18 protein-coding genes and 1 pseudogene are annotated in these 19,104 nt (G+C 40.9%); 9 read left to right on the plus strand and 10 right to left on the minus strand.

Features of this window, described 5'->3' with window-relative positions:
- Positions 1 to 99 precede the first annotated feature (99 nt).
- From TZ90_RS01960 to TZ90_RS01970, 3 genes and pseudogenes are all read left to right on the plus strand, one after another.
- Entirely contained in the window at positions 100 to 2,115 is a 2,016-nt protein-coding gene (locus TZ90_RS01960) for a bacteriocin-associated integral membrane family protein (protein WP_045611175.1), read from the plus strand.
- Position 2,116: 1 nt separating this feature from the next.
- Positions 2,117 to 2,749: an ABC transporter ATP-binding protein gene (locus TZ90_RS01965; protein WP_045611177.1), complete on the plus strand. Its 633-nt coding sequence runs from the start codon at positions 2,117 to 2,119 to the stop codon at positions 2,747 to 2,749.
- A gap of 140 nt (positions 2,750 to 2,889) precedes the next feature.
- A pseudogene (locus TZ90_RS01970) lies at positions 2,890 to 3,048 on the plus strand (competence protein ComA); the annotation flags it as partial.
- A 178-nt stretch (positions 3,049 to 3,226) separates the two neighbouring features.
- On the opposite strand, the gene tpx reads toward TZ90_RS01970, so the two are convergent.
- From tpx to TZ90_RS01990, 4 genes are all read right to left on the minus strand, one after another.
- Entirely contained in the window at positions 3,227 to 3,718 is a 492-nt protein-coding gene (gene tpx / locus TZ90_RS01975) for a thiol peroxidase (RefSeq protein ID WP_000256026.1), read from the minus strand.
- A gap of 228 nt (positions 3,719 to 3,946) precedes the next feature.
- Entirely contained in the window at positions 3,947 to 4,876 is a 930-nt protein-coding gene (gene psaA / locus TZ90_RS01980) for a metal ABC transporter substrate-binding lipoprotein/adhesin PsaA (RefSeq protein WP_045611179.1), read from the minus strand.
- Positions 4,877 to 4,907: 31 nt separating this feature from the next.
- Complete coding sequence (locus tag TZ90_RS01985; protein ID WP_000559787.1) at positions 4,908 to 5,756, minus strand: metal ABC transporter permease; 849 nt, start codon at positions 5,754 to 5,756, stop codon at positions 4,908 to 4,910.
- Entirely contained in the window at positions 5,753 to 6,475 is a 723-nt protein-coding gene (locus TZ90_RS01990; RefSeq protein WP_045611181.1) for a metal ABC transporter ATP-binding protein, read from the minus strand. Before TZ90_RS01990 ends, TZ90_RS01985 begins: the two co-directional genes overlap by 4 nt.
- Before the next feature lie 180 nt (positions 6,476 to 6,655).
- Here TZ90_RS01990 and pepO point away from each other — a divergent pair, with 180 nt between their 5' ends.
- Positions 6,656 to 8,548, plus strand: coding sequence for an endopeptidase PepO (gene pepO, locus TZ90_RS01995; RefSeq protein WP_045611183.1), 1,893 nt, complete (start codon positions 6,656 to 6,658; stop codon positions 8,546 to 8,548).
- 126 nt (positions 8,549 to 8,674) lie between these two features.
- Here the strand turns inward: pepO and TZ90_RS02000 are convergent, their stop codons facing one another.
- Both TZ90_RS02000 and TZ90_RS02010 read right to left on the minus strand, forming a co-directional pair.
- Positions 8,675 to 9,304 carry an MBL fold metallo-hydrolase gene (locus TZ90_RS02000; protein WP_045611185.1) on the minus strand — a complete coding sequence of 210 codons (630 nt, stop codon included), beginning with the start codon at positions 9,302 to 9,304 and terminating at the stop codon, positions 8,675 to 8,677.
- A 255-nt stretch (positions 9,305 to 9,559) separates the two neighbouring features.
- On the minus strand, positions 9,560 to 11,017 hold the full coding sequence (locus TZ90_RS02010) for an N-acetylmuramoyl-L-alanine amidase (protein WP_045611186.1): 1,458 nt from the start codon (positions 11,015 to 11,017) through the stop codon (positions 9,560 to 9,562).
- 325 nt (positions 11,018 to 11,342) lie between these two features.
- On the opposite strand from TZ90_RS02010, the gene TZ90_RS02015 reads away from it, so the two are divergent.
- Together TZ90_RS02015 and dtd are read left to right on the plus strand one after the other, a co-directional pair.
- Positions 11,343 to 13,565 (plus strand): RelA/SpoT family protein, encoded by a 2,223-nt coding sequence (locus tag TZ90_RS02015; protein WP_045611188.1) that lies wholly within the window; start codon positions 11,343 to 11,345, stop codon positions 13,563 to 13,565.
- 29 nt (positions 13,566 to 13,594) lie between these two features.
- Positions 13,595 to 14,038, plus strand: coding sequence for a D-aminoacyl-tRNA deacylase (gene dtd, locus TZ90_RS02020; protein WP_045611190.1), 444 nt, complete (start codon positions 13,595 to 13,597; stop codon positions 14,036 to 14,038).
- A 39-nt stretch (positions 14,039 to 14,077) separates the two neighbouring features.
- Here the strand turns inward: dtd and TZ90_RS09835 are convergent, their stop codons facing one another.
- The 4 genes from TZ90_RS09835 to TZ90_RS02050 all read right to left on the minus strand — a co-directional run bounded on the left by TZ90_RS09835 (position 14,078) and on the right by TZ90_RS02050 (position 16,522).
- On the minus strand, positions 14,078 to 14,491 hold the full coding sequence (locus TZ90_RS09835) for a hypothetical protein (protein WP_080890710.1): 414 nt from the start codon (positions 14,489 to 14,491) through the stop codon (positions 14,078 to 14,080).
- 18 nt (positions 14,492 to 14,509) lie between these two features.
- On the minus strand, positions 14,510 to 14,923 hold the full coding sequence (locus tag TZ90_RS02035; RefSeq protein WP_045611191.1) for a hypothetical protein: 414 nt from the start codon (positions 14,921 to 14,923) through the stop codon (positions 14,510 to 14,512).
- Positions 14,924 to 15,042: 119 nt separating this feature from the next.
- Positions 15,043 to 15,753 (minus strand): nicotinamide mononucleotide transporter, encoded by a 711-nt coding sequence (locus TZ90_RS02040; RefSeq protein ID WP_000749111.1) that lies wholly within the window; start codon positions 15,751 to 15,753, stop codon positions 15,043 to 15,045.
- Between the two features lie 118 nt (positions 15,754 to 15,871).
- The gene (locus TZ90_RS02050) at positions 15,872 to 16,522 is read right to left on the minus strand and encodes a metal-dependent transcriptional regulator (RefSeq protein ID WP_045611193.1); all 651 of its coding nucleotides are present in this window, start codon (positions 16,520 to 16,522) and stop codon (positions 15,872 to 15,874) included.
- Between the two features lie 111 nt (positions 16,523 to 16,633).
- Between TZ90_RS02050 and TZ90_RS02055 the strand changes: the two genes are divergently transcribed.
- The 3 genes from TZ90_RS02055 to TZ90_RS02065 all read left to right on the plus strand — a co-directional run bounded on the left by TZ90_RS02055 (position 16,634) and on the right by TZ90_RS02065 (position 19,077).
- Positions 16,634 to 17,476 carry a metallophosphoesterase family protein gene (locus TZ90_RS02055; RefSeq protein ID WP_045611195.1) on the plus strand — a complete coding sequence of 281 codons (843 nt, stop codon included), beginning with the start codon at positions 16,634 to 16,636 and terminating at the stop codon, positions 17,474 to 17,476.
- Positions 17,477 to 17,551: 75 nt separating this feature from the next.
- Complete coding sequence (locus TZ90_RS02060) at positions 17,552 to 17,989, plus strand: Rrf2 family transcriptional regulator (RefSeq protein ID WP_001166796.1); 438 nt, start codon at positions 17,552 to 17,554, stop codon at positions 17,987 to 17,989.
- A 68-nt stretch (positions 17,990 to 18,057) separates the two neighbouring features.
- Positions 18,058 to 19,077, plus strand: a complete 1,020-nt coding sequence (locus tag TZ90_RS02065) for a YdcF family protein (protein ID WP_000281597.1) — start codon at positions 18,058 to 18,060, stop codon at positions 19,075 to 19,077.
- The last annotated feature ends 27 nt before the right edge of the window (positions 19,078 to 19,104 follow it).

Consider the following 19,104-nt stretch of genomic DNA (forward strand, 5'->3'; position numbering starts at 1 on the left):
ATAATTGAAGAAGATTCTTTTATCAATAGTTTAGTAAGCTTGTTAGTTTATAGAGGGCAGGGGTATTTCTGCCCGCTGTTTTAGAATAAGGAATGCACTATGAAAAAATTATTTATACTCATATCCAACCTGCTTGCTAGTTTGTTCTTTGTTTGGGTATTTACCATTTGGACTGATACATATGTCTCCTATTATTACCCCAACGTTGTTGTACGTGATTCTTCCCCTGAAACAACTTTTCAGCATGTTGCTACACGCTTGGAAAAACTAGCAGAAGAAACGGATAGCTTTATTGCGATTCAACACCAGGATCCTAACTCAGAAGGTACTCCAGTGTTTTCTTATACGACCTTTGGGAACGGAAAGTTGCCTGATGGGCTACAGGAAAAAAATCTAGAAGATGCTCAAAGTAGTAGTGTTGAAACAAACTATTTTGTATTCGATGGAAACCTAGATATTCACTTGCTAAGAGAGGAGCTAAGTCAACTTGGCTTGACTAACATGCACCTGACAATTCCATCTAAACTATCTACGTTAATGGCTATCTTTAGTAACGGATTTCAGTTAATCAGTTTATTGATTTTCACCTTAACCTTTGGAGCACTGACTTTAATTAGTCAAATTAGACAATTACGGTCGTCGGGCATTCGCCTCATTTCAGGAGAGAAACGGTGGTCCATTTTCCTTAGACCAGTTGGTGAGGATTTGAAAGGGATAGCTGTTGGTTTCAGTTTAGCTGGCGTGCTCGCCATTCTTATGCAAAAAATTCTGTCGCTTCCAACGCAATCCCTAATGACCATAGGAGAAGGCTTGCTCAGTTATAATCTCATCTTGTTGTCGATCTCCCTGTTTTTCGCTCAACTCTTCGCAGTTGGGATAAAAAAGATACACCTGATGCAGATTATAAAAGGGCAAGTGCCTGTCAGAGGAATCATTAGTTTGATTTTAATCGGTCAACTATTAGCGATTATTATTGTAACGCTGGGAATAGGGAGTAGCTTAAAGTATTCCCAAGCCTGGCAACAGCATCGGATTGGACAAGAGGCTTGGAGCCAGGAAAGGCAACTGATTACCCTATCAATCAGCCGTGAAGGAACGAGTCCTGGTTTTGATGAACAAGCTCAAAGGAAACTCAGAACTTGGTATCAATTGATGGATCTGGCTGTTTCAGAACAAAAGGCTTTCTTATCTAGACACCAGTTAATTGACCGTACTTTGCAAAATGGCATGGCTTCCTCCAAAAACTTTATAACCTCTACAGAATGGCACGATTACAACCCGAATGGCAATGTCCTTATCGTCACACCGCAATACTTGGAGCGTCAAAACATTCCTGTAGATACAACTATTGAGCAAAAGATGAATCACCTTGATGTAGGGGAGTTTGTCTTATTGCTGCCTGAACACCTCCGTTCAGAGGAAGAACATTATAAATCTGTTTTTGAAGACGACTTAACCAGTCGCATGTCTAGTCAAGATGAACGACAGCAAATGACTGCTACGGTAGGTTATTTGGAATCAGGTCAGGATCGTTTTGTGTATAATACGACCCCTATTTCTTATCAGCAGTTTTTGAAAGATCCAATCATCATTGTTATAACACCCCAATCAACTGGTCCACAGTCCGTTTTGTTTTGGGTAGACGCAGTACAGAACTACGTTCTCTTTAATCAATTGTCTGATGCCCAGGAGCTTATCCAGAGACAAGGCATTGAAAATTGGGTCTCAGAAATGCAAACAGGTTACCACAACTACATCACATTATTGGATAATATCCAGAGGGAACGTTGGGTAATGCTAGCAGGAGCTGTGCTTGGGATTGCAACTTCAATCTTGTTGTTTAACACTATGAATAGGCTCTACTTTGAAGAATTTAGACGTGCCATTTTTATCAAACGCATTGCAGGTCTCAGGTTCTTAGAAATCCATCGCACTTATCTCTTTGCTCAACTGGGTGTGTTTTTACTGGGATTTATTGCGAGTGTATTTCTTATGGTAGAGATAGTAGTTGCTTTCTTAGTCTCGTTACTCTTTACTGGTCTATCTCTTTTACAGTTACATGTCCAAATGCAGAAAGAAAACAAGATGTCCATGCTTGTTTTGAAGGGAGGTTAATATGATTGAACTTAAACAGGTGAGTAAATCTTTTGGAGAACGAGAGTTATTTTCGAATCTTTCAATGACATTTGAGGCTGGAAAAGTCTATGCATTAATTGGTTCAAGTGGTAGCGGAAAAACAACCTTGATGAACATGATTGGGAAATTAGAATCTTATGATGGGACGATTTTTTACCGAGGTAAAGACTTGGCCAATTATAAATCGAGTGATTTTTTCCGTCACGAATTGGGCTACCTCTTCCAGAACTTTGGCTTAATTGAAAACCAAAGTATTGAAGAAAACCTTAAGCTAGGTCTCATTGGTCAAAAGTTGAGTCGGGCGGAACGGCGGTTGAGGCAGAAGCAGGCTTTAGAACAGGTCGGCCTGGCTTATCTTGACCTAGATAAGCGCATCTTTGAGTTATCGGGCGGAGAATCGCAACGGGTTGCCTTGGCAAAAGTTATCTTAAAGAATCCACCCCTTATTCTGGCAGATGAGCCAACAGCTTCAATAGACCCAGCAACCTCTCAGTTGATTATGGAGATTTTGCTATCTCTTCGAGATGATAATAGGCTAATCATTATCGCAACACATAATCCGGCAATTTGGGAGATGGCTGATGAAGTGTTCACGATGGATCATCTGAAATAAAAATCCTTGTTTTTAATTGCACGATGAGTTACTGAAATATTATCATGAATCAATAATTGGAGTTAATTTAGAATTGTACTTTATTAATATTGAGGTAACTTTTTCTTGATAAAGGAAGAAATAGTGGAGAGGAAGTTAGATTGAAAAAATTCGACAATTATATTATTGAGAAGCCTTGCGATTCTAATTCAGATAAACTGTAAAAAATCTTAATAATTGAAAGTTTGGTAGATGATATTTTGCAATTTTCTATCAGAATCAATAATAGTGTAGGAGAGATTTTCCTCCTACAACCGTTTCAAAAGAAATATTTACCCATTGGGAGAAGATGTTGCAGTGGATAATGTGTTACTCACTGAAAAATATAATTTTCAACTAAAAGATTTTGAAGGATTCATTTCAAAATAATGAATATTATGAATAAGAGAAATCCTCCGTTTCAAAGAGTAGGGAACTCTTTGTGACAGAGGATTTTTTCTATAGGGCTTTAGCAGCTGCAATTGCGGCTTCGAAGTTTGGTTCAGAGTTGATATTGTCCACGTATTCAACGTAGCGAATAGTATTGTCAGTATCGAGGACAAAGACTGCGCGTGCCAATAGGTGCCACTCATTGATTAAGAGAGCATAATCACGTCCAAAGGAATGGTCGAAATAGTCTGAGAGCATGATGGCATTTTCAATACCTTCAGCACCACACCAACGTTTTTGGGCAAAAGGGAGGTCCATTGAAACAGTCAAGACAACCGTATTATCCAGTCCAGCCAGTTCTTCATTAAAACGACGCGTTTGAGTTGAGCAGATGCCTGTATCGATAGAAGGCACGACACTCAAGACTTTTTTCTTTCCATCAAAATCAGCCAGAGATTTTTTAGAAAGGTCTGTTGTAGTGAGAGAAAAATCAAGCGCCTTGTCGCCGACTTGTAGTTGTTTACCTGTAAAGCTCACAGGATTTCCGAGAAAAGTTACCATAGGATACTCCAATCTTTTTTCTTCCATTTTAGCTGAAACAGCCGGAATTTTCCAATGATTTGACCGGAAATGTGTGCATAGAAAAAACGCCAGCTCATGTGAGAATGACGTTTTTCAGAGGCTTATACTCAATGAAAATCAAAGAGCAAACTAGGAAGCTAGCCACAGGCTGTACTTGAGTACGGCAAGGCGACGCTGACGTGGTTTGAATTTGATTTTCGAAGAGTATTATTTTGCCAATCCTTCAGCAATCTTATCAAGGTTGTATTTCATCATGTTGTAGTAGCTGTCGCCTTCTTTACCTTGTTCTGCGATAGAGTCAGTAAAGATTTGTGCGTAGATTGGGATGTTTGTGTCTTGTGAAACAGTCTTCATTGGACGGTCATCCACACTTGATTCTACAAAGAGGGAAGGAGTTTTTGTTTGGCGAAGTTTTTCAACCAAGGTCTTGATTTGGTCAGGAGTTCCTTCTTCTTCAGTATTGATTTCCCAAATATAGGCACTTGGGACACCGTAGGCTTTAGAGAAGTATTTGAAGCATCCTTCACTGGTTACGATCAATTTCTTCTCAGCAGGGATGTTGTTAAATTTCTCTTTAGCTTCCTTGTCAAGTTTGTCTAGCTTATCAGTATATTCTTTAAGATTTTTTTCGTAGAATTCCTTGTTGCTAGGGTCTTTAGCGCTCAATTGTTTTGCGATATTTTTAGCAAAGATCATCCCGTTTTCAAGGTTAAGCCAAGCGTGTGGGTCTTCTTTACCTTTTTCATTTTGACCTTCAAGGTAGATAACATCAACGCCTTCGCTGACTGCAAAGTAGTCTTTGTTTTCAGTTTTCTTGGCATTTTCTACCAATTTTGTAAACCAAGCATTACCACCTGTTTCAAGGTTGATCCCGTTATAGAAAATCAAATCAGCTTGAGAAGTTTTCTTAACGTCTTCAGGGAGTGGTTCGTATTCATGTGGGTCTTGACCAACAGGAACGATACTGTGAAGATCAATCTTGTCACCAGCAATATTTTTAGTAATATCAGCGATGATTGAGTTTGTAGCAACAACTTTTAGTTTTTGACCAGAAGCTGCATCTTTTTTTCCACTAGTACATGCTACAAGAGCAATGACGGAAAGAAAGAGAACGAGTAATGTACCTAATTTTTTCATTAGATCCTCCAATTTATTGGGGTTTTGCCCCTTATTTTAACAAATGTTTATTTTTCAGTTTCAAATATCGTTGTTTTGGAGCGATAAAGAAGCTAATGAGAAAGAAACTAGCAGCTGTAAGCACGATACTAGAACCTGCCGCAACGTTAAAGCTATAGCCGATAAAGAGTCCCAAAACTGAAGCTGTAGCTCCAAAGGTTGAGGAAAGGAAAATCATGCTTTTCAGGCTATTAGCATAAAGATAAGCAGTTGCAGCTGGGGTAATCAGCATGGCTACAATCAGGATAGTTCCGACACTTTGCATGGCTGTCACAGACACGAGAGTCAAGAGTACCATGAGAAGGTAGTGATAGAAATTGACAGGCATTCCCATGGCTTTAGCCAATAGTTCATCAAAGGAAGTTATCAAGAGTTGCTTGAAGAAAATCCAGATTAACAAGAGAATGACTGCCCCAACACCCATAGTAATAAACATATCCGTATCTTGGACGGCTAGGATATTACCAAAAAGGATATGGAAAAGGTCAGTTGAACTTTTAGCGACACTAATCAAGATGATACCGAGGGCTAAGAAAGAAGAAAAGGTAATGCCGATGGCGGTATCGCTTTTGATAATCGAGTTTCCCTTGATGTAGGTAATGATGATGGCAGCTAGCAATCCAAAGACAATGGCTCCGATAAAGAAGTCAAGGCCCAAGATGAAGGAGAGGGCTACACCTGGCAAGACAGCATGTGAAATGGCATCTCCCATGAGTGACATCCCGCGTAGGATGATGAAACATCCTACAGCTCCAGCTACGACCCCGACGACAATGGCTGTTATCAAGGCATTTTGTAAGAAATGGAATTTTTGCAATCCATCGATAAATTCTGCAATCATAGGTCACCTCCATTGAAAAAGAGTCGATTACCGTAAGCTTCTTTGAGATTGGCTTCGGTAAAGGTTTCTTTGGTTGGACCAAAGGCAATCACTTCTCGATTGACAAGCAAGACTTGATCGAAGTAGTGGGGAACCTTGCTGAGGTCGTGGTGGACGATGAGAACCGTCTTCCCAGCTTTTTTCAGATCTCTCAGCGTATTCATGATGATTTCCTCACTGACAGAGTCAATCCCAACAAAGGGTTCATCCAAGAGGATATAGTCGGTTTCCTGTACCAAACATCTGGCAATCAAGACCCGCTGGAATTGACCTCCAGACAGTTGACTGATTTGCCGTTCAGCATAGTCAGCTAGACCGACGATTTCAAGGGCTTCTTGCACTTTCTTCCAATGTTTAGCCTTTAAACTTCGAAAGAGAGGGATAGAGGGAAAGAGTCCTAACGAGACACATTCCTTGACCTTGATGGGAAAGTTGTAGTCGATATTGATTTTTTGTTCGACATAGGCGATTCGATGTAAGGATTTTTTAACTTCCTTGTCATCGAGAAATGCCTGACCTTGATGTGGGATAATTCCCAGCATCCCTTTTAATAATGTTGATTTTCCAGCACCGTTTGGGCCAATGATACCTGTAATTGTTGGCCCATGGAGCACTAGTGAAATATCCTTAAGTGCCAACGTTTCTTTGTAGGAGACACTGAGGTTTTCGATACGTATCATAAACTTATATTCCTCCTGTCTCTTAATATACATTAAAAAAAAAATTAAGTCAAGTTAATTTTTGAAAAAATTAAAATAATAACTGAAAAATGATGGAAAAAGAAAGTTCATTTTTAATTGCATTCCCAAGCAATTTTTGTTAAGCTAGCAATAACTTAAAAAAATGAAAGCGAGAACAAGATGACACGTTATCAAGATGATTTTTATGATGCAATCAATGGAGAATGGCAGAAAACAGCAGAAATCCCAGCAGATAAGTCTCAAACTGGAGGTTTTGTTGATTTAGACCAGGAAATTGAAGACCTGATGCTGGCGACAACAGACAAGTGGTTGGCAGGTGAAGAGGTGCCTGAGGATGCTATCTTGGCAAACTTTGTCAAATACCACCACCTAGTTCGTGATTTTGACAAGAGAGAAGCTGACGGTATCAAACCTGTCTTACCACTTCTTAAAGAATTCCAAGAATTGGAGACTTTTGCAGATTTTACAGCTAGACTAGCAGAGTTTGAACTTGCTGGAAAACCAAACTTCCTTCCTTTTGGTGTATCGCCAGACTTTATGGATGCCAGAATCAACGTTTTATGGGCTAGCGCTCCAAGCACGATTCTGCCAGATACGACTTACTATGCTGAAGACCATCCTCAACGCGAAGAGCTCTTGACTCTTTGGAAAGAAACTAGCGCAAATCTTCTCAAGGCTTATGATTTCTCTGATGAAGAAATTGAAGACTTGCTGGAGAAAAGACTAGAATTGGACCGTCGCGTGGCGGCAGTAGTGCTCTCTAATGAAGAAAGTTCAGAGTATGCTAAACTCTACCATCCATATTCTTATGAAGATTTCAAAAAATTCGCGCCTGCCCTACCTTTGGATGACTTCTTCCAAGCAGTTCTTGGACAAGTGCCAGACAAGGTTATCGTAGACGAGGAACGTTTCTGGCAAGCAGCAGAGCAATTCTATAGTGAAGAAGCTTGGCCTCTTCTCAAGGCAACCTTGATTTTGAGTGTTGTCAATCTTTCAACCAGCTATTTAACAGAAGAAATCCGTGTCTTGTCAGGTGCCTATAGCCGTGCGCTTTCAGGAGTTCCAGAAGCCAAAGACAAGATTAAGGCAGCCTACCAGTTAGCACAAGGTCCATTCAAACAAGCCTTGGGTCTCTGGTATGCCCATGAAAAATTTTCTCCAGAAGCCAAGGCAGATGTGGAGAAAAAAGTGGCAACCATGATTGATGTCTATAAGGAACGCTTGGCTAAGAATGACTGGCTAACTCCTGAAACTCGTGACAAGGCCATTGTCAAACTCAATGTCATCAAGCCTTATATTGGTTACCCAGAAGAATTGCCAGAACGCTACAAGGACAAGGTGGTCGATGAAAATGCTAGTCTTTTTGACAATGCTTTAGCCTTTGCGCGTGTGGAAATCAAGCACAGTTGGAGCAAGTGGAATCAGCCTGTCGACTACAAGGAATGGGGTATGCCTGCTCATATGGTCAATGCCTACTACAATCCACAGAAGAACCTGATTGTCTTCCCAGCAGCTATCTTACAGGCACCTTTCTATGACTTGCATCAGTCATCTTCTGCTAACTACGGTGGTATTGGTGCGGTTATTGCCCATGAAATTTCCCACGCTTTTGATACCAACGGAGCTTCCTTTGATGAAAATGGTAGCCTCAAGGATTGGTGGACAGAGAGCGACTATGCTGCCTTCAAGGAGAAAACACAAAAAGTTATCGACCAGTTTGATGGACAGGATTCTTATGGTGCAACCATCAACGGTAAATTGACGGTATCAGAAAACGTGGCTGACTTGGGAGGAATCGCTGCAGCGCTTGAAGCAGCCAAGCGAGAACCAGACTTCTCAGCAGAAGAGTTCTTCCATAACTTCGGTCGCATCTGGCGCATGAAAGGTCGTCCAGAATTTATGAAACTCTTGGCTAGCGTTGATGTGCACGCGCCAGCCAAACTCCGTGTCAATGTACAAGTACCAAACTTCGATGATTTCTTTACAACCTATGATGTCAAAGAAGGAGACGGTATGTGGCGTTCGCCAGAGGAGCGCGTGATTATTTGGTAAGGCAAAAAATCTAGTCATCAGAAAAAGGCATTCAATCAGGTGTGAAAACCTTGACTGGATGCCTTTTATAGTGGAAAGACTGTTGGATAATGTACTTAAAATGCGATAGTCATTGTCACCATCTTGTTAGAAAAAAGGATTGAAAGTTTTTTCATGAGCAATAGTAGTAGCTGGACCATGTCCTGGATAGACATCGTAGTTTGGTAGGGTGAAGAGTTGAGTCTGGATACTATGGAGGAGTTGTTCCATGCTACCAGTCGGAAGGTCCGTTCGTCCGATAGTTTCACGGAACAGGGCATCACCTGTCAAGACTAGGTGAGCATCAGGAAATACTAGGGAAACACCACCGATAGAATGTCCTGGTGTTGGCAAGACAGTGAAACGAAATTCCTCTAGCTGGTATTCTTCGTGAAAGATAAAAGTGTGCTCAGCCGGTTTTGCGACTACATCTTCCATATCATCGTGACGAGGAAGCCCAGAGAGATTATCGACGGGAGTATAGAGCCAGCTGGCTTCACTCTCTGCAATATAGACCGGAGGATTGCCAAAAGTTTCGCGAACCAAGTCCAGACTCATGATATGGTCATAATGGGCGTGGGTAAGGAGAATAGCGCAGATCGGTTTGTTGATGTTCTCTATTGTCTGACGAATGGCTTCCCAATGACTACCAGGATCGACGACGATGAGGTGTTTTTCACCTTCCAAGTAATAGGTATTTTCATAGGCAACAGGATTCACGGTTTTATGGATTTTCATACTAGCTCCAATCTCAAAGAATATACTAATACTCTTCGAAAATCTCTTCAAACCGCGTCAACTTTATCTACAACCTCAAAGCGGTGCTTTGAGCAACCTGCGGCTAGTTTCCTAGTTTGCTCTTTGATTTTCATTGAGTATAAATTAAGTATAGCACAGTTGGGGAGAATAAGCTGGAAAAGGAAATAGGTCTAGAAAGAAGAAGATGGTTTGGATAAAAAATAAGCCTCGAGTTAGTTCGAGGCTTAAACTGTTTTAATTACCAGCATAATATTTTTGGATTCCCTTGACAATCCCTTCAACTAGTTTATCTTGGTAGTCACTGCTGCGGATTTTTTGGTTTTCTTCTGGATTATCCATATATCCCATCTCTAGCAAAACAGCTGGTTTAGCTGTTTCACGTAGGACAGCAAAGGTTGCTTGCAAGAGCCCAGCATCCCTAGCTCCAGTTTCAGCTAGCAGTGAAGAATGGATATCGGCTGCGAGACGATTACTTTCACTCATTCGTTCAGGATTGTTGTGCCAATCCTTGTTAATCTTGCTGGGGAAACCAGGTTCATCCTTGTAAGAATAGGTCTGGATACCCAGATTAACGGTTGTATCATTCCCTTTTGCATTGAAATGAAGGCTGATGAAAAAGTCAGCATTGGTCTTGTTGACCATACGAGAACGCTCGATAATAAAATCAACGTCTATATCACTATCTCGAGAGGTGAGAACGGTATAGCCGAGTCCTTCTAGTCGTTTACGTAGCTTACGATAAACTTGTAGGTTCAATTCTTTTTCAGCTATGCCATAGTAATAAGCCCCGCGATCCTTACCACCGTGTCCTGGATCGAGAAAGATAGTTTTAGAGTAATGTCCTTTTTGAAAACCTTGTGCTAATTCACGAACCCATTTTCCATTCCCTTGGAAGAGCTGATTTTTACCATCCACAGCATAGGTTCCTGTAACATACACACCATCGTCCTTAAGATAGTACCAAGCTTGATAGTCTGGGTCATAAATCCATTCCTTGTGGGCCATGTAGCCACCAGATTTGAGGTAGTAGGAACCAATCCATTGTTTTTGGGCATAACGTCCGCCAGATTTGAGGTAAAACCAACTAGAGTAGCTTTGGTCGTAGACCCATTCCTTATCTGCCATAGCACCACTGGATTTGAGGTAGTAATCGCCTTTCCAGACATTGGCCAACATTCTACCGTAGCCATCAAAAGCATACCACTTGCCATTGATTTGGCTCCATTGGTTGGATAAATATTTACCTGAACCATTGATATAGTACCAATTATTTCCCATTTGGTACCAGCTGTTTTCAAGCAAGTAGCCATGACTATCAAAGAAATAACCATCATAGAGGGTATCTGTAAATTTGACCCCAGTTTGACTATAAAAAGTCCACTTGTTCCCCTCTTTTACCCAGCCAGTTTGTATAGGTTGATTGGGTTTGGTTTCTGTGGAAAGAGAAGGTTTGCTTTCTTGCTCACTCGAACTAGCTTTACTTGACGAAGTTTCTCTACTAGTTTGAGAACTACTAGCAGAAGTATTTGTAGAACTATTAGTAGAATGACTAGTGGAAGTGTTTATTGAGCTACTAGTTGAACTAGTCATAGGGGCAGTAGTGGAATGACTCGTATCGTCAGCTAAAACGACTTGGCTCGATAAGCCAAGAACAGCCAAGGCTAAAAGTGTCAGTCTTTTGTGTGATTTCATGTTGTTTGCCTTTCTAGAGAGATGAAAATTCAGTAATTATCGTAAAAAAACTGTTTATATTACCATTATACACTAAAAAAATTAGAAAATTACCAAAATATCAAACCTTATTTATTGAAAAAAGAAGAATGTATTTTCATTTCACTGACTTTTAGTGTGGCCTATATCCAAAAAGATAGATGAAAATCAGATAATTTTATTGTTTTAGTGTAAATCTTTTTTTATCCTCCTTCCCAACAACTTGAATAAGCTTTAGAATCCTCTTTTTCTAGTTTTCATATTCTTAAAAAAGTGATAAAATGGTAGGAAGAATTGGAGAGTAGAGATGCCAAAAGAAGTGAATTTAACAGGCGAAGAAGTTGTCGCTTTAACACAGAAATATTTATCGGAAGAAGATGTGGCTTTTGTCCATAAGGCCTTGGTTTACGCCGTTGAATGCCATAGTGGTCAATATCGCAAATCAGGTGAGCCTTATATCATTCACCCCATCCAAGTGGCAGGTATTTTAGCTAAGCTCAAGTTGGATGCTGTAACAGTAGCTTGTGGTTTCTTGCATGATGTGGTAGAAGATACAGAAGCGACCTTGGACGATTTGGAAAGGGAGTTTGGTCCTGATGTGCGGGTAATCGTAGATGGGGTTACCAAGCTTGGTAAAGTTAAATACAAGTCTCACGAAGAGCAGTTGGCAGAAAATCATCGCAAGATGCTCATGGCCATGTCTGAGGACATCCGTGTTATCTTGGTCAAACTGTCTGACCGCTTGCACAATATGCGGACGCTTAAACACCTTCGAAAAGACAAGCAGGAGCGCATTTCCAAAGAAACTATGGAAATCTATGCACCTCTTGCTCACCGTCTGGGGATTTCTAGCGTCAAATGGGAACTGGAAGACCTATCTTTCCGTTATCTCAACCCAACGGAGTTTTACAAGATTACCCATATGATGAAGGAAAAACGCAGAGAGCGTGAAGCCTTGGTGGATGAGGTAGTTACGAAACTAGAAGACTATACGACGGATCGTCACTTGAAAGGGAAGATTTACGGTCGTCCCAAGCATATTTACTCGATTTTCCGCAAAATGCAGGATAAGAGAAAACGGTTTGAGGAAATCTATGACCTGATTGCCATTCGTTGTATTTTAGATACCCAAAGTGATGTCTATGCCATGCTTGGTTATGTGCATGAACTTTGGAAACCAATGCCAGGTCGTTTCAAAGACTATATCGCTAACCGCAAGGCTAATGGTTATCAGTCTATCCATACGACTGTCTATGGGCCAAAAGGGCCGATTGAATTCCAGATTCGGACCAAGGAAATGCACGAGGTGGCTGAGTACGGGGTTGCAGCTCACTGGGCTTATAAGAAGGGCATCAAGGGGCAGGTTAACAGCAAGGAATCAGCTATTGGGATGAACTGGATCAAGGAGATGATGGAACTCCAAGACCAGGCTGATGATGCCAAGGAATTTGTCGATTCAGTTAAGGAAAACTATCTGGCTGAGGAGATTTACGTCTTTACTCCAGATGGTGCTGTCCGTTCTCTTCCCAAAGATTCAGGACCGATTGACTTTGCCTACGAAATCCATACAAAAGTCGGGGAAAAAGCAACTGGTGCCAAGGTCAATGGCCGTATGGTTCCACTGACAACCAAGCTCAAGACAGGGGATCAGGTCGAAATTGTCACCAATCCGAACTCATTTGGGCCGAGCCGAGACTGGCTCAATATGGTTAAGACCAGCAAGGCCCGTAACAAGATTCGCCAGTTCTTTAAAAACCAAGATAAGGAATTGTCTGTCAACAAGGGTCGTGAAATGTTGATGGCTCAGTTCCAAGAAAATGGCTATGTGGCCAATAAATTCATGGACAAGCGTCACATGGATCAAGTTCTGCAAAAGACTAGCTACAAGACAGAAGAATCCCTCTTTGCGGCTATTGGTTTTGGAGAAATCGGTGCGATTACTGTCTTTAACCGTCTGACTGAAAAGGAACGTCGTGAAGAAGAACGTGCCAAGGCCAAGGCTGAGGCAGAAGAACTTGTCAAGGGTGGCGAGGTTAAGGTTGAGAACAAAGAAACCCTCAAGGTTAAGCATGAGGGTGGAGTGGTCATTGAAGGTGCCTCAGGTCTCCTAGTGCGGATTGCCAAGTGTTGTAATCCTGTTCCTGGTGACGATATTGTTGGCTATATCACCAAGGGGCGTGGTGTGGCTATTCACCGTGTGGACTGTATGAACCTGCGTGCCCAAGAAAACTACGAGCAACGTCTCCTTGATGTGGAATGGGAAGACCAGTACTCTAGCTCAAATAAGGAGTATATGGCTCATATCGATATCTACGGCCTCAACCGTACAGGACTGTTGAACGATGTACTGCAAGTTCTTTCAAACACAACCAAGAATATTTCAACGGTCAACGCTCAACCAACCAAGGATATGAAATTTGCTAATATTCATGTATCCTTTGGCATTGCTAACCTCTCGACGCTGACTACGGTTGTGGACAAGATTAAGAGTGTGCCAGAAGTTTACTCTGTTAAACGGACCAATGGCTAATTGTCCTAGCTCTTACTAGAAAGGCTATTATGAAAATCATTATCCAACGGGTTAAAAAAGCCCAAGTGAGTATCGAAGGTCAGGTTCAGGGAAAAATCAATCAGGGGCTCCTATTGCTGGTTGGTGTTGGACCAGAGGACCAAGAGGAAGATTTGGACTATGCTGTGAGAAAGCTTGCCAACATGCGGATTTTTTCAGATGCAGAAGGCAAGATGAACCTGTCTGTCAAAGATATTGAAGGAGAAATCCTCTCTATTTCTCAGTTTACCCTCTTTGCGGATACTAAGAAAGGCAATCGTCCAGCCTTTACAGGTGCAGCCAAGCCTGATATGGCATCAGACTTCTATGATGCATTCAATCAAAAATTAGCGCAAGAAGTACCCGTTCAGACAGGTATCTTTGGAGCGGATATGCAGGTTGAGCTGGTCAATGACGGACCAGTTACCATTATCCTTGATACTAAAAATAGATAAGAAAGACCAAGCCCAGTCGGCTTGGTCTTTCTTATCCTATCATAAAATACTCCAAAAAGACATCGGTTCTTGATAGGCCTTGGGGAAATCTCTTTTCAGGCTTTGGCTTATGCGATAGGAAGAGATGAGATGACCTATGATAAGGAGAGTTCCCTGAAGGAAAAGTGGGACATCACTTAAAAACAGCAAGGAGAGAATGATCAGGCTATCCCATAGGAGGATTTGTAAGGTAAAACGCCAGAATCTTGGTCTAATCTGGGAATAGAGGTGACTAAAGTGGTCACAAAGTTGGTTAGAAAGATAGGTCAATAGCACAGGATGAAAGAAAATGAGCCAACCGCTATAAATCAAAATCCAATCCCAAGTGAGCCTCTCTTTAAATGTCAAAAATGCCAGCATAATTCCATCGATGATAAGAAGTTGAATGGTTTTGATGGAGATGATTTTTTTCATGCTAAGCCCTCCTTTTCCTTAGAGACACTCCCATAAAGAGATGTGTTTGTCGTAAAAGTCTGGATAGTGTTCTCTTAGATAGTCAGCCGTCATATAATATAAAGTAGAATGACAAGCAGTGGTGATTGGCATAAGAGAGTAAAAACGCTGAGAACTAATGAAGGCTAAGAGGACAAAAAATAGAAAATCAATGGAAAGAACTCCTAAATAGTAGAAGCGAATCTTTTTATTGATTTGAGGATAAATCTCAGAGAAATGTTTTTTGAGTCGATTGACCAAGCGAAATAGCAGGAGTCCTTGAGCAAGGATGAAAATGAAGCAAAAAATCAGGCCTCTCTCCAAAGAAAGTTCGTATCGGGGTCTGAAAGTTACCAACAGTAGCAAATCGCTGACTACGATGGCTGCAAAATGGATTCTAAAGAGTTTTTTCATGACAAGACCTCCCTCTTTTATCTAATTTCATTCTACTCCAAAAGAATGGGAGTTACAAGTAAAATGATAAAAAATTTTAGTAAGGAGATTCTGTTAGATTTCTTTATTTGATTTCCCTCTTATTGTTCCACCTCTTCATCATTCCAGACAAATAAAGCTCCGATTGCATTGAGGATATAAAAGATGTATTTTCCGATATTGGCAAAATTTCCTTGAATACCAGCTTTTGTCAGCTGAACGAAATTGTAAATCAACCAAAAGCCCCACTGAGTTGTTAGTTTCAATGCATTCAAAGCATTGGCAATGAGGGACAGTGCAAAGGCAATAGTTGTCACGTAGGCAAGGAGATTCATCTTGCCCCCATATCCGATATAGTTGGTCACAAAGGCAAAGAGGAAGGCGATGATGGAGATGATAATGGCCGCCAATTTTAGCTGTTTTTGGCTCATTTGGTTGGGTCTTCCTTCTTGCGAAGCTTCCCATTTCTTAATAGCAAAGGTATAAATGAGGAAGGTGACGGGATAGGTAATGATGGCCGCCTTATTTCCAAGGATATAATCAATAGCACCGGACAAAATGGTATTAACAATACCAAAGTAATTTCCCCATTTGCTTAATTTTCCCGTGAAACGAGTGGACAACATGGAAATCCCAACATTGGTTACGGAAATCAATCCAAATGGAACAAGAGCTGTCCATGGTCCCCAGTCTACAAATTTATCGAGGCGTGAGTTGAGGTAACCAGATGCAATCGCAATCCCAACGACCAAAGCAACCCCGAAGAGGTCAAACCATTTGGATGTCGCAAAAATTTTTAGTGATTTTTTCATATATTAAGATATCTTTCTTTTTTAACAAATATTATACAATTAAATTAAAGTAAAATCAAATGATAGAAATAAAACCCTGAAAATAAAATTTTCAGGGGTGGTTGGGGTACTTGAGAAATTAGTCGATTTTTTCGACATAGAGTTGTTTGGCAATGTCCATACTTACTTGTAAGTCCTCGTCTTTACTAAGGATAGTGAAGGTATTGCTGAAGCCATCAAACTGCTGGACTTGGATATGGTCACCGATGTGAAGTGAGTGCTTATCCAAATAATTGAGAATGTCAAAACTATCATGCACCCGAGTCAGGCGGTAGGCGCCAGCTTCCTTGATATCAGCTAGTGGGAGGTTATTGATTTCAACTAAGAGTTCTCCCTTGGCAGGAATAGTACCTCCGTGGGGGCAGGTTTTAGGGGAACCTAGCAATTTATCCAGTCTTTCCACGAACAGGTCAGAGACAGTATGTTCCAAGACCTCAGCTTCCTCGTGAATCTGGTCACTTGTATAGTCTAAATGATGAACTAGAAAAACTTCAATCAAGCGATGCTTACGATAGAGCTCAGAGACCAGTTTGAGTCCGAGATCAGTCAGTAGATAGCCACATTCCTTGTCCTTGAGGATGAGATTTTCACTTTTCATCCGTTTAATCATTTCAGTTACGGCAGGGGGAGAGACTTGCATGCGGGCAGCAATTTCCTTATTGGTAATTTTATGCAGGTCTATGCCAATTTCATAAATACACTTTAGATAGTCTTCTTTATTCGGGGTCATTCGTTTCCTCTTGTCTAATATCTTTATCTAGTATATCAAAAAAAGCTAGATTTCTCTAGCTGTAACTTTTTATGTTATACTTATTGCAAGAGAAAAAACGAGGAGATGGATATGACGAAAATAGCTCTTCTTTCAGATATTCATGGAAATACCACCGCCCTGGAGGCTGTTTTGGCAGATGCTCGGCAGCTAGGAGTGGATGAATACTGGCTTTTGGGAGATATTCTTATGCCAGGGACAGGCCGTAGAAGGATTTTGGACTTGTTGGCTCAACTACCGATTACGGCTAGAGTTTTGGGAAACTGGGAAGACAGTCTTTGGCATGGTGTCCGCAAGGAATTGGATAGTACTCGTCCCAGTCAACGCTATCTCTTGCGCCAGTGTCAGTATGTTTTAGAGGAAATTTCCCTAGAAGAAATTGAACTGCTCCACAATCAACCTCTCCAGCTTCATCGTCAGTTTGGGGATTTGACGGTGGGAATTAGCCACCATCTTCCTGATAAGAACTGGGGGAGAGAGTTGATTCATACTGGGGCGCAAGAGGATTTTGACCGCTTGGTGACCAACCCGCCTTGTGATATTGCTGTTTATGGTCATATTCACCAGCAGTTGCTTCGTTACGGGACTGGTGGGCAATTGATTGTTAATCCGGGTTCGATTGGGCAGCCTTTCTTTCTAGATGCCCAGTTACGGAAGGACTTGCGGGCCCAGTATATGATTTTAGAATTTGATGATAAGGGCTTGGTAGATATGGACTTCCGACGGGTAGACTACGATGTGGTAGCTGAGTTGCAACTGGCTAAAGATCTGAAACTTCCCTATTTTGAGGTTTATTATGAAAGTCTGGTCAATGGGATCCATCATACTCATCATCAGGAATTTCTGAGAGAATTGGCCCAGAAAGAGGGCTACGATAGAGAGTTAGATGCCTGGTTGAAAAGTGGTAACGATTGACATTACAACTTAAAAGGGTATAATAATAGAAAAAGAAGAGTAGAGGCAGGCTAGCCTCGTAAAAAGGAGAAGAGGATGCAAATTCCAAGTAGATTTACCATTGCGACTCATATGCTGATAATCATTGCCCTCAAGGGGAAGGAAAGCAAGGTTACCAGTGATTTTCTAGCTGCTAGTGTTGGGGTCAATCCAGTCATTATCAGAAAAACCTTGTCCCAGTTGAAGAAGGCAGAGTTGATCTCAGTCGCGCGTGGAACAGGCGGAACAGAGATTGTTAAGGATCTCAAGGACATTAGTCTTTTAGATGTTTATCAGGCGGTTGAGTGTCTTGGTAAGACAGGTCAACTCTTTAGTTTCCATGACAATCCAAATCCAAATTGCCCAGTTGGAGCTCATATTCATGATGTTTTGGATCAAAAATTGGAGAGAATTCAGCTGGCTATGGAGGCTGAACTTGGTCAGACCAGTTTAGAGCAAGTTGTGGCCGATGCAGAAAGTCAAATGAAGGAGTAAGAGGGGTAGATGCCCTCTTTTTTTCTTTGGATAATTATGATAGAATGAACTCATAAAAGGAGGAAGACATGTATCTCGTTATAGGAATTCTATTAGCCTTTGTAGTGTCATTTTGGAAGGATAATAGGAGTTTGTGGAATCCAGTATTATTCTTATTATCCCTCATTTCTAGTTATTTTTATTTAGGCTACCTTTTTTATCAAAATGGGTATGAGAAGATTCATTTCGCTTTTTTTATATTTTCCTTTATTTTACTTCCGATACTGATTTTTCTAGGTGGCATCTTTTTAATCTATAATGGCCTTATCCTGCTGAAGCGAGAGGGACGTTCAAAGGCTAATTATCTCTCCATGCTCCTTGGAATAGTCATTTTGCTATTTTTTGCCTTGATGTCATTTCGATTGGGTGATAGAAATGAATTATTTTACACCAATCACTTTCTAAACATTTTATTTGCATTTATTGCTTATTCTTACTTTATTTTTGGTTTTGCTTTTGTGGGTTTTATGTTGTACTCTATCTTGTATCTCTTTATTCCCAAGAAGAAACATTATGATTTTATCATCATTCATGGTGCAGGTTTGTTGGACGGGGAAAAGGTGACCCCTCTGCTGAAACGCAGAATTGATAAAGCGGTAGAAGCTTACCACAATTCTAAGAATCCTCATATCAAAATCATAGCCAGTGGTGGTCAAGGAGGAGATGAGAAGATTTCTGAAGCGCAGGCCATTACAAACTATCTGCTTGAAGAGACAGATGTTCCCCAAGATGCGATTATTCTGGAGGATCAATCAAGGACTACCTACGAGAACCTTCTCTTTTCTAAGGAACTTGGTGAGAAACTGGTAGCCAAACCTCAATTTCTCTTTGTTACAAATGACTATCATGTTTTTCGTACCAGTACTTATGCTCGTAAGTTAAATATGAAGGGAGATGGCCTCGGATGTAGGACGGCAGGCTACTATATACCATCTGCTTTTATTCGGGAGTACGTGGCCCTCTGTGTCAAGATGAAATGGCTCTTCCTTGCCTTTTATGTCCCGCTGTTAATTATCATTTTGGTAGCCTATAAAGGAATTATTTGGTAGTTAGATTTTATTTAAAAAGACTTAGAA

The sequence above is a fragment of the Streptococcus mitis genome (assembly GCF_000960005.1).
Lineage (GTDB): Bacteria > Bacillota > Bacilli > Lactobacillales > Streptococcaceae > Streptococcus > Streptococcus mitis_CK.

What these genes read in the sequence shown, in the direction of transcription:
- TZ90_RS01960 (WP_045611175.1), top strand. Translation starts at nt 100, where the DNA reads ATGAAAAAATTATTTATACTCATATCCAACCTGCTTGCTAGTTTGTTC.
- TZ90_RS01965 (WP_045611177.1), top strand. Translation starts at nt 2,117, where the DNA reads ATGATTGAACTTAAACAGGTGAGTAAATCTTTTGGAGAACGAGAGTTA.
- tpx (WP_000256026.1), bottom strand. Translation starts at nt 3,718, where the DNA reads ATGGTAACTTTTCTCGGAAATCCTGTGAGCTTTACAGGTAAACAACTA.
- psaA (WP_045611179.1), bottom strand. Translation starts at nt 4,876, where the DNA reads ATGAAAAAATTAGGTACATTACTCGTTCTCTTTCTTTCCGTCATTGCT.
- TZ90_RS01985 (WP_000559787.1), bottom strand. Translation starts at nt 5,756, where the DNA reads ATGATTGCAGAATTTATCGATGGATTGCAAAAATTCCATTTCTTACAA.
- TZ90_RS01990 (WP_045611181.1), bottom strand. Translation starts at nt 6,475, where the DNA reads ATGATACGTATCGAAAACCTCAGTGTCTCCTACAAAGAAACGTTGGCA.
- pepO (WP_045611183.1), top strand. Translation starts at nt 6,656, where the DNA reads ATGACACGTTATCAAGATGATTTTTATGATGCAATCAATGGAGAATGG.
- TZ90_RS02000 (WP_045611185.1), bottom strand. Translation starts at nt 9,304, where the DNA reads ATGAAAATCCATAAAACCGTGAATCCTGTTGCCTATGAAAATACCTAT.
- TZ90_RS02010 (WP_045611186.1), bottom strand. Translation starts at nt 11,017, where the DNA reads ATGAAATCACACAAAAGACTGACACTTTTAGCCTTGGCTGTTCTTGGC.
- TZ90_RS02015 (WP_045611188.1), top strand. Translation starts at nt 11,343, where the DNA reads ATGCCAAAAGAAGTGAATTTAACAGGCGAAGAAGTTGTCGCTTTAACA.
- dtd (WP_045611190.1), top strand. Translation starts at nt 13,595, where the DNA reads ATGAAAATCATTATCCAACGGGTTAAAAAAGCCCAAGTGAGTATCGAA.
- TZ90_RS09835 (WP_080890710.1), bottom strand. Translation starts at nt 14,491, where the DNA reads ATGAAAAAAATCATCTCCATCAAAACCATTCAACTTCTTATCATCGAT.
- TZ90_RS02035 (WP_045611191.1), bottom strand. Translation starts at nt 14,923, where the DNA reads ATGAAAAAACTCTTTAGAATCCATTTTGCAGCCATCGTAGTCAGCGAT.
- TZ90_RS02040 (WP_000749111.1), bottom strand. Translation starts at nt 15,753, where the DNA reads ATGAAAAAATCACTAAAAATTTTTGCGACATCCAAATGGTTTGACCTC.
- TZ90_RS02050 (WP_045611193.1), bottom strand. Translation starts at nt 16,522, where the DNA reads ATGACCCCGAATAAAGAAGACTATCTAAAGTGTATTTATGAAATTGGC.
- TZ90_RS02055 (WP_045611195.1), top strand. Translation starts at nt 16,634, where the DNA reads ATGACGAAAATAGCTCTTCTTTCAGATATTCATGGAAATACCACCGCC.
- TZ90_RS02060 (WP_001166796.1), top strand. Translation starts at nt 17,552, where the DNA reads ATGCAAATTCCAAGTAGATTTACCATTGCGACTCATATGCTGATAATC.
- TZ90_RS02065 (WP_000281597.1), top strand. Translation starts at nt 18,058, where the DNA reads ATGTATCTCGTTATAGGAATTCTATTAGCCTTTGTAGTGTCATTTTGG.